Raw genomic sequence first — 13,191 nt, forward strand, 5'->3', positions numbered from 1 at the left:
CCGCCGCTCCTGCGGCGTTCGTCCTGATCTCCGACCGCCCCCGGCTCAGAACAGCGGCCAGGGCACCGCGGGCATCCCGCCCCGCGGGCCCGGGAAGCGGCCGAAGGAGCCGAGCCGCTCGCAGCGCTTCGCGAACGCGGCGACCTCGTCCTCGGTGAGCAGCTCCGAGAGCGCCTCGCCGAGCGGTCCGTCGATCTGCGCGCGCAGGAGCGCCAGCGCCGTCAGCTCCTCCTCGAGCAGCGGTTCGCCGATCCAGCCCCAGAGGACCGTGCGCAGCTTGTGCTCGGAGTGGAAGGTGAGGCCGTGGTCGACGCCGTAGCGGTGGCCGTCGGGCAGCGCGAGCACGTGCCCGCCCTTCCGGTCCGCGTTGTTGGCGACCACGTCGAACACGGCCATCCGGCGCAGCGCCGTCGAGTCCTCGTGCACGAGGGAGATGTCCCGGTCCTCCTCGTCGCTGCCGTCGAGGACGTGCCGCCATCCGTCGGGCACGGCGTCGGCGGGCACCAGGTCGACCGCGTCCTGGTCCGGATCGATGTCCTGCCAGAGCTGGACCATGCCCGGCCCGAGCGGACCGTCGCGGAGCCACGTGCGCGGCACCACGTTCCAGCCGAGCGCCTCCGAGACGAGGTACGCGGCGACCTCGCGGCCCGCGAGCACGCCGTCCGGGAAGTCCCACAGCGGCTTCTCGCCCGAGATCGGCTTGTAGACGACGGACGTCTCGCCGAGCTGCGCGAGGAACGTCGCGTTCGAGGCGATCGTGATCCGGCCGGCCAGCTCCAGCTCGCCGTCGAGCCCGCCCGGGTCGCTCATGCGAGCGGGCAGTCGTGCCCGTCGGGATCCATCGGCTCGCCGCAGCGGGGGCAGAGCGGACGTCCGGCGCCGACGACCTCGAGGGTGCGCTTCGCGAAGGCGCGCGCCGTCCCGACCGGGATCTTCACCTGCAGCATCTCGCTGGGCTCGGGCTCCTCCTCGGAGTCGTCCTCCGCCTCGGTCAGCGGGTAGGCCTCGATCACGATCTGCGCGGTGGACGGGTCCCAGCCGAGGCTGAGACCGCCGACGCGGAACTCGGGCTCCACGGGCTGGTCGAGCGGGTCGTTGTCGACGAGCTCCGGGGGAGTGCCGGCGGGGACGCTGACCGGGTTGCCCTGGGCGGTCATCAGCTGGTCGAGGATCTCGTCGATCTTCTCGGCGAGGAGGGCCGACTGCTGCTTCTCGAGGCCGACGCTGACCACGCGGGGCCCGGTCTTGGCCTGGAGGTAGAAGGAGCGCGAGCCGGGTGAGCCGACGGTCCCCACGACGACGCGATCGGGCCAGTCGAATCCGTGCACGATCGGAGGCATGCCCCCAGTCTACGAGCGCCCGCCTCCGCAGTGGCTGCGCGCGTCGGGCTCGGGCGGCCTGCTGATCGAGCAGCCGTCTCTTCTGCTGGCCGAGCCCCCCGCGGAGCGGGCGCATCGAGATCCACCGCCGCCGAGCACCCGCATCCCTGCCGCTCGATCGAGCCCTGAAGCGGCCCTCCCGAACCCGCGCCTACTCGTGCCCCGCCCCGCCACCCACGGCGGCGTCCGCCACGGGGGCCGCCTTCCGCAGCCAGCCCAGGTCCCCGGCGTCCGTGTTCATCGAGACGACCTCGGGTCGCCCCGCGCCGTAGCGGATGATCGACACCGACGCCGGTCCGACGCTGAGCCTCTGGAACAGGTCGAGGTGCATGCCGAGCGCGTCCGCGAGGATCGCCTTGATCGTGTCTCCGTGGCTGACCGCCGCCCACACCGCGCCGGCCCCGTGCTCCTCCGCCACCGCCGCGTCGTGCCGGCGGATCGCGGACACGGCCCGGGCCTGCATCGCGAGCATCCCCTCGCCGCCGGGGAAGACCACCGCGGAGGGCTGGTTCTGCACCGTCGCCCAGAGCGGCTCCGTCGCGAGATCCCGCAGCGAGCGCCCCGACCAGTCGCCGTAGTCGCACTCGGTGATGCCCTTGTCGATCACGGTCGCCGGCGATCCCGTCTGCCGCTCGAGGACGAAGCGCGTGGTCTGCCGGCACCGCTCGAGCGGGCTCGACACCACGGTCGCGAGCTCGACCGCCGCCAGCCGCTCCCCGGTGCGCGCCGCCTGCGTGCGTCCGACGTCGTCGAGCCGTACTCCGGCGGTGCGTCCGGCGAGGATCCCCGCGGTGTTCGCGGTGGTGCGTCCGTGCCGGACGAGGAGGAGCGTGGGCATGGGGCCAGCGTAGGCGGCCGTGCTCCCGCCCCGCCCCGTCGAGGGGCCGGGGCCGCGCGACTCCATCGCGGGACGGATGCCCCGGCCGCAGCGCCTGCCTAGGGTGGAGGAGCGGCCGCCCACCGCGGCCCGGAAGGGACACACATGGACGGGACGACGCCCCCCGGCATTCCCCAGGACGGCACGGACACCGAGAGCCCCGCCGCGCGCACCGCCGCCGACGGCACCGCCGCCGAGCACACCGACTCCGCGCACACCGACTCCGCGACCCCCGCATGGGCCGCCCCCGAGGCCTCCGGCCGCCACGGCGAGGTCGCCCTGCGGATCCGCGGCCTCCGCAAGCGCTTCGGCGACAAGGAGGCCGTGAAGGACATCGACCTCGACGTCCCCGCCGGGTCCTTCTTCGGGCTCGTCGGCCCCAACGGCGCGGGCAAGACGACGACCCTCTCGATGGCCACGGCCCTGCTCCGCCCCGACAGCGGCGTCGTCACGATCCACGAGGTCGACGTCTGGAAGGACACCCTCGAGGCGAAGCGGCTGATCGGCGTCCTCGCCGACGGGGTCAAGCTTTTCGACCGCCTCACCGGTCTCCAGCTCGTCACCTACTACGGCCTGCTCTGCGGGCTCGAGCGCTCCGTCGTCGTCGAGCGGACCGACGACCTCCTCGCGCTGCTCGGCCTCGACCCGGCCGACCGCACCCTCGTCGTGGACTACTCCGCGGGCATGACCAAGAAGATCGCGCTCGCCTGCGCGCTCGTCCGCGCCCCGCGCCTCCTGGTGCTCGACGAGCCGTTCGAGTCGGTCGACCCGGTCTCGGCGGCGAACATCCGCGACATCCTGACCGGCTTCGTCGCGTCGGGCGGCACGGTCATCGTCTCGTCGCACTCCATGGACCTCGTCGAGCGGATGTGCGACCGCGTCGCCGTCATCGCCGACGGCCGCGTGCTCGCCTCCGGCACCCTCGAGGAGGTCCGCGCCGGCTCCAGCCTCGAGGAGCGCTTCGTCGAGCTGGTCGGCGGCCGCACCCACCAGGAGGGACCGGCATGGTTGCGCATCTCCTGAGGCTGCGGCTGCTCCTGCTCCGCAACTCGCTGACGCGGAACGTGTGGCAGCTGATCGGCGTGATCCTCGGCGGTCTCTACGCGATCGCGGTGCTCGGCCTGGTCGCGGCCGGCCTGGTCGCGCTCGGAGGCACGGACCCGGCGTTCGCGAACGTCGCGATCGTCCTCGGCGGATCCGCTCTGATCCTCGGCTGGGTGCTCGGGCCGATCTTCCTGTCCGGCTCCGACCAGAGCCTCGACCTGCCCACCCTCGCGACGTTCCCGATCCCGCTGCGGACCCTCCTCCTCGGGCTCGCCGCCGCGGGCCTCGCGGGCATCCCCGGCGTGGTGACCACGCTCGGGGCGCTCGCCTCCGCCGCCGCCTGGTGGAGCCGTCCGATCGGCATCCTGCCCGGCCTCGTCGCCGCGGTGATCGGCGTCGCGACCTGCGTGGTCGCGTCCCGCCTGATCGGCGCGCTCACCACGGGCCTGGGCTCGAGCCGCCGCTACCGCGAGGTGATCGGCGGCGTCGTGCTCGTCGTCGTCATCCTGCTCGGACCGCTCTTCTTCGGCCTGACGAACGTGATCCGCGACGGCCTGGACGTCCTGCCCGTGATCGCGGGCGCCCTCGGCTGGTCGCCGCTCGGCGCGATCTGGGCCGTCCCCGGATCCGTCGTCGCGGGCGACTGGGTCGCGGCGATCGCGCGCCTGCTGATCGGGCTCGCGACGCTGGCCGTCCTCGTCTGGGCATGGGCCCGGGCGCTGCGGCACGCGCTCGCGGAGCCCGCCGCGTCCGGCGCGCACTCCGCCTCCGGATCCGCGGGCCTGGGCCTGTTCGGGCGCTTCCCCGGCACCCCGACCGGCGCCGTCGCCGCGCGTGCCCTCGGCTACTGGTGGCGCGACCCGCGCTACAGCCGCGGGCTCCTCGTCATCCCCGCCGTCGTCGTCCTCGCGGTGTTCTACTCCGCGATCGGCAGCGGCGGCGACACCTTCGTGCTGCTCTCGGCCGTGCTCATCGGCCTGATCTTCGGCGTGACCCTCTGCGCCGACGTGTCGTACGACGGCACCGCCTGGGCGGCGCACGTCAGCTCCGGAGTGACGGGGTCGGCCGACCGCGCCGGTCGCGTCGTCGCCGCCGCGATCATCGGCGTCCCTGCGGTGGTCGTCGTGGCGGTGGGCACCGCGCTGTACGCGGGACGCGCCGACGCGGTCCCGGCCGTGCTGGGCATGGCGCTGGCCCTCGTTCTCAGCGGGTTCGGAGTGTCGAGCGTCGCCTCGTCGCTCGTCGTCTACCCCGTGCCCGGGCCGGGGGACAGCCCGCTGAAGACGCCGCCGGGCTCCGGGATGATCTCGAGCGTCGTGATGCTGGGGAGCATGGCCGCGACCGGCCTGCTGGCGCTCCCGTCGATCGTCCTCGGCGCGATCTCGCTCATCGGCGGCGACCCGGCCTTCGGCCTGATCGGACTGGCGGCCGCCCTCGTGCTGGGCACCGTCTTCGCGCTGGTCGGCATCCGCGTCGGCGGTCGGATCGTCGACCGCCGAGCGCCGGAGCTGTTCGCCGCCCTCGTGACGATCGGCTGACGCGGGTGGCGGGGCGCGGGTGGGCGGTTCCCGCCCGCCGCCCGCCACCGCCCCGCTCCCCGCCCCCGCGAGTGCGCGAAAGTTGTCGCACTCGAGCTCGAGTGCGACAACTCCTGCACACTCGCGGGAGCGCCGAGTGCCGAGTGCCAAGCACTCAAGAGTCGTCGTAGTCGAGCGCGAGCACGATGATTTCTGCGCACTCGAGGGTCGCTCGAGTGGACGAGTGTCGAGTCTCCAAGAGTCGTCGCAGTCGAGGGCGAGTGCGACAACTCCTGCGTGCTTGCGAGTGCGACGACTCCTGCGCACTCGCGGGAGCCGACGAGGACCGCGCGCCCGCGAGTGGCCGCGCGCCCGCGAAGGCCCGCACGCAGGAGCCGCGGCAGAATGTGGACATGCGCAGCCTCGAAGTCCTCCTCGATCCGGAGTCGGAGGCTCGCGTCCGCAGCCAGTGGGAGGCGCTCGAGGCGGCCGGCGTCCCGAGCCTCGCCCTGCACACGTCCGCCAGCAACCGCCCGCACCTCACCCTGGTCGCCGGGCCCGAGCTGACCGCCCCGGAGCCGGGCGCGGTCGGTCCGCTGCCGGCGACGGTCGACCTGGGTGCTGTCCTCCTCTTCCCGCACGCCGGGCGCTTCGTCCTCGCCTGGGGAGTGGTCCGCTCGCCCGCCCTCGACGCTCTGCACGACCGGGCCACGCGCCTCGTGCCGGGCGGCGTCGACACCTCGCTCCCGGACGCCTGGACGCCGCACATCAGCGTCTCTCGCCGCCTCCGCGCCGAGCAGCTCGGCGACGCCGTCCCCCTCCTCGGCGAGCCGTTCACCGTCGGCCTCGCGGGCGTCCGCTTCTGGGACGGCGACACCCGCACCCTCACCGACCTCTGATCCGGGCGCCGCAGAAGACCCCCGACCTCCCCGCAGCCGCCTCCCCAGCTCCCTCCCTGCAGCCCTTCTCCACAGTTCCCCGGACCCCCGGGGCGGCGTCGGAGGCGGCGGGTAGAGTTCCCCGGGTGACAGAGCCCACCGCGACAGCCCTCCCCGCCCCGCCGCTCGCCGACCCCTCGGCGGAGTCCCGCGGCGGCGTCCGGAGCGACGCGGCGAGCGGCGCCCCGGGATCCGGATCCTCCGAGGCGCAGGCGATCCTCGAGAAGGTCTTCGGCTACGGCTCCTTCCGCGGCGAGCAGCAGGCCATCGTCGAGCAGGTCATCGGAGGCGGCGACGCCGTCGTCCTGATGCCCACCGGCGGCGGCAAGTCGCTCTGCTACCAGATCCCCGCCATCGTGCGCCCCGGCACCGGCGTGGTCGTGTCCCCGCTCATCGCGCTGATGCAGGACCAGGTCGACGCCCTCCGCGCGAACGGCGTCCGCGCCGAGTTCCTCAACTCCACCCAGGACGCGGGCGAGCGCAGCCGCGTCGAGCGCGCCTACCTCGACGGCGAGCTCGACCTGCTCTACGTCGCCCCGGAGCGCCTGGGCAACGAGGGCATGAAGCAGTTCCTCGCCCGCGGCCGGATCGCCCTCTTCGCGATCGACGAGGCCCACTGCGTCAGCCAGTGGGGCCACGACTTCCGCCCCGACTACCTCGCACTGGGCGAGCTCGCCGAGCGCTGGCCCGACGTCCCGCGCATCGCCCTCACCGCGACCGCCACCGAGGCGACGCACCGCGAGATCACGTCGCGCCTGCACCTCGGCGCCGCCCGCCACTTCGTCTCGAGCTTCGACCGCCCGAACATCCAGTACCGGATCGTCAACAAGGTCGAGCCGCGCAAGCAGCTGATCGACTTCCTGCGGCGCGAGCACGCGCACGACGCGGGCATCGTCTACGCCCTCTCCCGCAAGAGCGTCGAGGCGACGGCCGAGGCGCTGCGCTCGGCGGGCTTCGACGCCGTCGCGTACCACGCGGGACTCGACTCGCGGGTGCGCGCCGCCGCCCAGTCGCGGTTCCTCCGCGAGGAGGGCGTCATCGTCTGCGCGACCATCGCCTTCGGCATGGGGATCGACAAGCCGGACGTGCGGTTCGTCGCGCACATCGACCTGCCCAAGTCGGTCGAGGGCTACTACCAGGAGACGGGTCGCGCCGGCCGCGACGGACTGCCGTCCACCGCCTGGCTCGCCTACGGCCTGCAGGACGTGGTGCAGCAGCGCCGGATGATCGACGAGTCGCCGGGAGACCTGGCGCACCGTCGGCGGATGTCCGCGCACCTGGACGCGATGCTCGCGCTCTCCGAGACGGTCCAGTGCCGCCGGGTGAACCTGCTCGCCTACTTCGGCCAGGAGAGCACCGCCTGCGGCAACTGCGACACCTGCCTCGAGCCGCCCGCCTCCTGGGACGGCACCGTCGCGGCGCAGAAGTTCCTGTCGACGGTCGTCCGCCTCAAGCGCGAGCGCAACCAGCAGTTCGGCGCCGGTCACATCATCGACGTCCTCCGCGGCAAGACCACGCCGCGCACCACCCAGCACCAGCACGACGGCCTCGCCACCTGGGGCATCGGCGCCGAGCTCAGCGACACCCAGTGGCGCGGAGTCGCCCGCCAGCTCCTCGCGCAGGGCCTTCTCGGCGTGAACGACGACGGCTTCGGCACGCTCGTGCTCACGCCCGCGTCCGGCTCCGTCCTCGGCGGTGAGCGGAAGGTCGAGCTGCGGCAGGAGCCGGAGAAGCCGGCCCGCTCCAGCGGATCCTCCCGCTCCGGGCGGTCCACCGTCGCCGAGCTGTCGGGCGAGGCTCAGCCGCTGTTCGAGCGGCTCCGGGAGTGGCGCGCCGCGCAGGCCCGCGCGCAGGCGGTCCCGGCCTACATCGTCTTCAACGACGCGACCCTCCGCGAGATCGCGACCGCCGAGCCGGCGACGATGGACGCGCTCAGCATCATCGGCGGCGTCGGCCAGAAGAAGCTGCTCACCTACGGGGAGGCAGTGCTGGCCGTCGTCGCGGGGGAGAGCCCCGAGATCGCCGTCCCGGAACCCGGTGACGAGGCTCCCGCTCCCCGCCGCGCGCCGGCCGCCCGTGGCGGGTCGTCCCGCTCGCAAGGGGCGAAGCCCTCGTTCGGCCGCGAGTCGTCCGGTCCGCCGGTGTCCGCCGCGCAGCCGCCGGAGGACGACTGGGTGCCGCCGGACGAGCCCGACTGGGAGCCCGGCTGGGACAGCTACTGATCCGTCGCTGAGGCGCGCGGTTCACCGCCCGCGACGGAGGCGGGCGCCGGCGCGGGCGATCGTGTTCCGGCGTCCGCGTCGACGATCGTGCCCACCTCGTCACCGACGCGAGCGTCCTCGGCCCGACGCACCGACGAGCGCCCTCAGCCGTTCGCGCCCGTCGACGCCATCCACCCGCCGAGCAGCGTGCAGCAGAACGACACCGCGAGACCCGCCACCGGCACCCAGAACGCGATGCGCCGCCGCACCAGCAACACGATCGAGACGACCAGCGCCGCGACGAACGGGACCCACACTCCTCCTGCGGCGAGGACCATCCCGCCCTCGATCAGGCCGATGTCGCAGGCGTTCGATCCGCCGCACGAGTCGCTGGCCATCGCGAAGAACAGCCCGAAGAACGACAGCAGCAGCGTCACCGCGGAGGCCACGAGGATCAGCACGATCGTCAGCACCAGATCCCAGACGCGGACCGGACGGCGATGCGGCACCCCGGATCCCGGCGCGGCCGGAGGCCCGGGAGGCGCTGCCGCGACGTCCGAGGGCGGCGCACCCGGAGTCCCGAGAGACGCGGGCGAGCCGACCACGGGCGGCCCGGCCGCCGGCTGTCGGGCGGGCGGAGGGGGAGGCAGCGGCGGCTCGCTCATGCCGAGAGACTAGCGACGCGTCATCCGATGAGGCGCCCCTCCTCCGCTGGGGTCCGCAGGGACAGCCCGTTCAGCACACGGACGAGCCGCCCCCTCCTCCGCTCCCGTCGGCAGGGACAGCCCGTCCAGCGCACAGACGAGGCGCCCCGCCTCCGCCTGGTCGGTTCCGACAACGCGCTTGCGCCTCCGCCCGGCGCCGTTTGTGCCCGGGCGACGGAACGTTTCCGCCGCGCCGCCGCGCGACCTACCGTGCGAGGACCGCCTCCGCTGCCGCGCCCGTCGGCGCACGACGCACCGGGAGCGGCCCGAACCGCAGACGGTCGAAGGGACACGAACACCATGGTCAGCACCGCTCCCCACCCCCGCTCCGCCGCCGACGCCGCCGACCGGGCGGCTACCGGACGCACGCGGGCCCGGCGCTCCCGCTCGGGCTCCATCGCGCCCACGCCGCCGGTGGACTCCCTCGGCTCCGAGGTCGACGCGCGCCTGGACGAGGACGGCGCCCCCTCCGTCGACGTCGCCGCCCTCGGCGAGACCCTGCTCGGCGCCTGGCGCGAGCAGCGCCTCGCCAGCCGCGCCCTGACCGCCCGCCCCGAGCTGCACCGCACCGACGGCCTCCCGATGAAGGAGCACCGCCTCCGCGTCTCGGAGCAGATGCGCGTGCTCGCGGCCGAGGGCGGCGTGCACCGCGCCTTCCCGATCGACCTCGGCGGCGAGGCCGACCACGGCGGCAACATCGCCGGCTTCGAGGAGCTGGTCACCGCCGACCCGTCGCTGCAGATCAAGTCCGGCGTGCAGTGGGGGCTCTTCGGCGCCGCGGTCCTGCACCTGGGCACCCGCCCGCACCACGAGAAGTGGCTGCCGGGGATCATGAGCCTCGAGATCCCGGGCGCCTTCGCGATGACCGAGACCGGGCACGGCTCCGACGTCGCGTCGATCGCCACGACCGCCACCTACGAGGACGGCGAGTTCGTGCTGCGGACGCCGTTCCGCGCGGCCTGGAAGGACTACCTCGGCAACGCGGCGGTGGACGGGCGTGCGGCCGTCGTCTTCGCACAGCTGGTCACCCTAGGGGTGAACCACGGCGTCCACGCCTTCTTCGTCCCGATCCGCGACGAGCAGGGCGCGTTCCTGTTCGGCGTCGGCGGGGAGGACGACGGCCTCAAGGGCGGTCTGAACGGGATCGACAACGGCCGCCTCCACTTCGACGGCGTCCGCGTCCCGCGCGAGAACCTGCTGAACCGCTACGGCGACGTCGCCGCCGACGGCACCTACTCCTCGCCGATCGCGAGCCCGGGCCGCCGATTCTTCACCATGCTCGGCACGCTCGTGCAGGGCCGTGTCTCGCTCGATGGAGCCGCGGTCGCCGCGGCGAAGATCGCGCTGACGGTCGCCGTCACCTACGGCGATCAGCGCCGCCAGTTCACCGGCGGCGGCGAGCGGGAGGAGGTGCTGCTCGACTACCAGCGGCACCAGCGCCGCCTCCTGCCGCGCCTGGCCACCACCTACGCCGCCGCCTTCGCGCACGAGAAGCTGCTGACGGCGTTCGACGAGGTCTTCTCCGGCGCGAACGACACCGAGCAGTCGCGGCAGGACCTCGAGACCCTCGCAGCGGGGCTGAAGGCGCTCTCGACCTGGCACGCTCTCGACACGCTGCAGGAGGCGCGCGAGGCCTGCGGAGGCGCGGGCTTCCTTGCGGAGAACCGGCTCACGCAGCTGCGCGCCGACCTCGACGTCTACGCGACCTTCGAGGGCGACAACACCGTGCTCCTCCAGCTGGTCGCCAAGCGCCTGCTGACCGACGTCGGACGCCGCTTCAAGGGCGCCCAGCCCGCGGAGCTGGCGCGCTACGCCGCCTCGCAGGTCGCGGGGGCGACCGTCGACAACTCGGGTCTGCGCCGTCTGGCCCAGGTCGTCGCCGATCGCGGATCGACGGCCCGTTCGGTCGGCCAGCTGCGGGAGGACCAGCGCGAGCTGCTCACCGGCCGCGTCGAGAGCATGGTCGCGGGGATCGCCTCACGGCTGCGCCCGGCGTCGAAGCTGCCCTCCGACGAGGCGGCACGCCTGTTCAACGCGCACCAGAGCGAGCTCATCGAGGCGGCGCGCGCTCACGCCGAGCTGCTGCAGTGGGAGGCGTTCACGGAGGCGCTCGCCGGCGTCGAGGACGCGGGCACGCGCACCGTCCTCACCTGGCTCCGCGACCTGTTCGGCCTGGGCCTGATCGAGAAGCACCTCGACTGGTACCTCATCCACGGGCGCCTGTCGTCGCAGCGAGCGGTCGCGGTGACGTCCTACATCGACCGCCTGCTCGCGCGCATCCGCCCGCACGCCGCCGACCTGGTCGCGTCGTTCGGCTACGGGCCCGAGCACGTGCGCGCGGCGATCGCGACCGGCGCCGAGGCGGAGCGCCAGGAGGAGGCGCACGCCTGGTACGAGGCCGCCCGCGCCTCCGGCACCCTCCCCACTCCGGAGAAGCGCCGCTGACCCCTCCGCGAGATGCCGCTCCGGTACGCGACACGCCGCGCGAGGCGCACCGGAGTGGCATCCCGCGGAGACAGGACGGGCAGGGGCGCGTCAGGACGCGAGGAACGCCAGTGCCTGGTCGCGCTCGGCGCGCAGCTCGAGCACGGACTCGTCGATGCGCGCGCGGGAGTGCGCGTCGATCTCGAGCCCCTCGACGATCCGCCACTCGCCGTCGACGGAGCGGACCGGGAACGAGGAGATCAGCCCCTCCTCCACCCCGTAGGAGCCGTCCGACTCGACGGCGGCCGAGGTCCACGACGTGCCGTCGACCCAGTCGCGCACGTGGTCGATCGCGGCGGAGGCGGCGGACGCGGCCGAGGAGGCTCCGCGGACCTCGATGATCTCGGCGCCGCGCTTGGCGACCCGCGGCTCGAACTCCGTGTGCAGCCACTCGGCGTCGACCAGCTCGGGCACCGGCCGTCCGCCGACGGTGGCGTGCGTCGCGTCGGGGTACTGCGAGGCGGAGTGGTTGCCCCAGATCGCGACGCCCTCGATCGCGTCGACGGGGGCGTCGAGCTTCGCGGCGAGCTGCGCGAGCGCCCGGTTGTGGTCGAGGCGCGTCATCGCGGTGAAGCGGCCGGCGGGGATGTCCGGGGCGCTGCGCCGCGCGATCCAGGCGTTGGTGTTGGCCGGGTTGCCGACGACCAGCACGCGGATGTCGGAGGCGGCGTGCGCGTTCAGCGCGGCGCCCTGGGGTCCGAAGATGCCCGTGTTCGCGGCGAGCAGGTCGGCGCGCTCCATGCCCGCGCTGCGCGGCCGGGCGCCCACGAGGAGGGCGACGCTCGCGCCGTCGAACGCCGCGGCCGGGTCGTCCGTCGCCTCGATCCCGCGGAGGAGGGGGAAGGCGCCGTCCTGCAGCTCGAGCGCCGTGCCCGCGGCCGCGCGCAGGCCGGAGGGGATCTCGAGCAGGTTCAGGCGGACGGGGACGTCCGGCCCGAGGAGCTGACCCGAGGCGATGCGGAACAGGAGCGCGTAGCCGATGGCGCCCCCCGCTCCCGTGACCGTGACCGTGACCGGAGTGCGCTGCTGGTTCATGCGCCGAGCGTATTCCCGCCGGCTGGGGGAGGGGGAGGAGTCAGCCGGACTGCGGGCCCTCGGCAGGAGGCGCCGTCGACCCGCGGAGCACGAGCTTGTTGCGCAGCCGCACGTGCGGCTCGGCCACGCTCCCGCCGTCGATGAGCGTCAGGAGCGCCCGGGCGGCAGCGCGCCCGACGCGGTGCAACGGCTGCCTCACCGTCGTGAGCGCGGGGACCACCCGGGAGGCGTCGGGCACGTCGTCGTAGCCCACGACAGACAGCCGCCCCGGCACCGAGAGGCCCAGCGCCCGGGCCGCCTCGATCACGGCGATGGCGGAGGCGTCGTTCGCGGCGAAGACCGCCGTCGGCCGGTCGGGCAGCAGCAGCAGCTCGTGGGCGGCGACGAGGGAGGGGTCGTGCCGGTAGTAGCCGATCCGCACGAGCGCGGGGTCGTAGGGGAGGCCGGCGTCCGCGAGCGCCCGCTGGTAGCCGGCGCCGCGCCGGTGCGACGACTCCAGGTCGGGGCGGCCCGCGACGAAGCCGATGCGGCGGTGGCCGAGCCCGATCAGGTGGCTCGTCGCCAGCTGCGCTCCGCCGAAGTCGTCGGTCGCCACCGAGTGCAGCTCGGTCTGCGCGGTCAGCGGATCCACGACGACGAGCGGCAGGTCCGACGGGGGGATCACGCCGGAGGGAGTCACCAGGATCGCCCCCGCTACGTGCGCCTCGGTGAGGCGCCGCAGGGACTCCTGCTCCCATCCCGCCCGGCCCCGGCGGCTCGCCCCGCTGCCGGCGAGGAGGTCGAACCGGGTCCCCCGGAGCGCCGTCGCCACTCCCTGCAGCACCTCCGTGCCGAACGGCTCGAAATCGCCCAGGAGCACGCCGATGACGCCCGAGCGCTCCGCGCACTCCGTCGTCACGACCTCCTGCTCGGCCTCCGCCGTCGCCGCCCCTGCGGACATCCTCGTCCCCTCCCGCCGTCCCCGCCCGGCCGCGGCGGAACGCGGTGATCGCCTCGCTGCGCTGCTCCGGAC

The 13,191-nt window shown here is 74.2% G+C and carries 11 protein-coding genes; 5 read left to right on the top strand and 6 right to left on the bottom strand.

Annotation, left to right across the window (positions count from 1 at the left end; translation table 11 throughout):
- Nucleotides 1–45: 45 nt before the first annotated feature.
- The 3 genes from GSU40_RS02820 to GSU40_RS02830 all read right to left on the bottom strand — a co-directional run bounded on the left by GSU40_RS02820 (nt 46) and on the right by GSU40_RS02830 (nt 2,217).
- Complete coding sequence (locus GSU40_RS02820; protein ID WP_104226043.1) at nt 46–810, bottom strand: SCO1664 family protein; 765 nt, start codon at nt 808–810, stop codon at nt 46–48.
- The gene (locus GSU40_RS02825) at nt 807–1,340 is read right to left on the bottom strand and encodes a DUF3090 domain-containing protein (protein WP_160033565.1); all 534 of its coding nucleotides are present in this window, start codon (nt 1,338–1,340) and stop codon (nt 807–809) included. Before GSU40_RS02825 ends, GSU40_RS02820 begins: the two co-directional genes overlap by 4 nt.
- A 190-nt stretch (nt 1,341–1,530) precedes the next feature.
- Nucleotides 1,531–2,217: a histidine phosphatase family protein gene (locus GSU40_RS02830; RefSeq protein WP_104238837.1), complete on the bottom strand. Its 687-nt coding sequence runs from the start codon at nt 2,215–2,217 to the stop codon at nt 1,531–1,533.
- Nucleotides 2,218–2,361: 144 nt separating this feature from the next.
- Between GSU40_RS02830 and GSU40_RS02835 the strand changes: the two genes are divergently transcribed.
- From GSU40_RS02835 to recQ, 4 genes are all read left to right on the top strand, one after another.
- Nucleotides 2,362–3,279 carry an ABC transporter ATP-binding protein gene (locus GSU40_RS02835; RefSeq protein ID WP_104225053.1) on the top strand — a complete coding sequence of 306 codons (918 nt, stop codon included), beginning with the start codon at nt 2,362–2,364 and terminating at the stop codon, nt 3,277–3,279.
- Nucleotides 3,261–4,838 carry a transporter gene (locus tag GSU40_RS02840; RefSeq protein WP_160033567.1) on the top strand — a complete coding sequence of 526 codons (1,578 nt, stop codon included), beginning with the start codon at nt 3,261–3,263 and terminating at the stop codon, nt 4,836–4,838. Before GSU40_RS02835 ends, GSU40_RS02840 begins: the two co-directional genes overlap by 19 nt.
- A gap of 392 nt (nt 4,839–5,230) precedes the next feature.
- Nucleotides 5,231–5,716, top strand: coding sequence for a 2'-5' RNA ligase family protein (locus GSU40_RS16850; RefSeq protein ID WP_167299008.1), 486 nt, complete (start codon nt 5,231–5,233; stop codon nt 5,714–5,716).
- A 125-nt stretch (nt 5,717–5,841) separates the two neighbouring features.
- Entirely contained in the window at nt 5,842–7,977 is a 2,136-nt protein-coding gene (recQ, locus tag GSU40_RS02845) for a DNA helicase RecQ (protein WP_244229568.1), read from the top strand.
- A 143-nt stretch (nt 7,978–8,120) separates the two neighbouring features.
- On the opposite strand, the gene GSU40_RS02850 is transcribed toward recQ, so the two are convergent.
- Nucleotides 8,121–8,621 carry a DUF6264 family protein gene (locus GSU40_RS02850; RefSeq protein WP_244229569.1) on the bottom strand — a complete coding sequence of 167 codons (501 nt, stop codon included), beginning with the start codon at nt 8,619–8,621 and terminating at the stop codon, nt 8,121–8,123.
- A gap of 339 nt (nt 8,622–8,960) precedes the next feature.
- Here GSU40_RS02850 and GSU40_RS02855 point away from each other — a divergent pair, with 339 nt between their 5' ends.
- A complete protein-coding gene (locus GSU40_RS02855) occupies nt 8,961–11,105 on the top strand; it encodes an acyl-CoA dehydrogenase (RefSeq protein ID WP_160033569.1) in 2,145 nt (714 codons plus the stop codon).
- Nucleotides 11,106–11,195: 90 nt separating this feature from the next.
- Here GSU40_RS02855 and GSU40_RS02860 read toward each other — a convergent pair whose 3' ends face one another.
- Nucleotides 11,196–12,179: a malate dehydrogenase gene (locus tag GSU40_RS02860; RefSeq protein WP_160033571.1), complete on the bottom strand. Its 984-nt coding sequence runs from the start codon at nt 12,177–12,179 to the stop codon at nt 11,196–11,198.
- A gap of 40 nt (nt 12,180–12,219) precedes the next feature.
- Nucleotides 12,220–13,119: a substrate-binding domain-containing protein gene (locus GSU40_RS02865; protein WP_160033573.1), complete on the bottom strand. Its 900-nt coding sequence runs from the start codon at nt 13,117–13,119 to the stop codon at nt 12,220–12,222.
- Nucleotides 13,120–13,191: the final 72 nt, after the last annotated feature.

It is taken from the genome of Rathayibacter sp. VKM Ac-2805 (assembly GCF_009834265.1).
In the GTDB taxonomy this organism is placed as follows: Bacteria; Actinomycetota; Actinomycetes; order Actinomycetales; family Microbacteriaceae; genus Rathayibacter.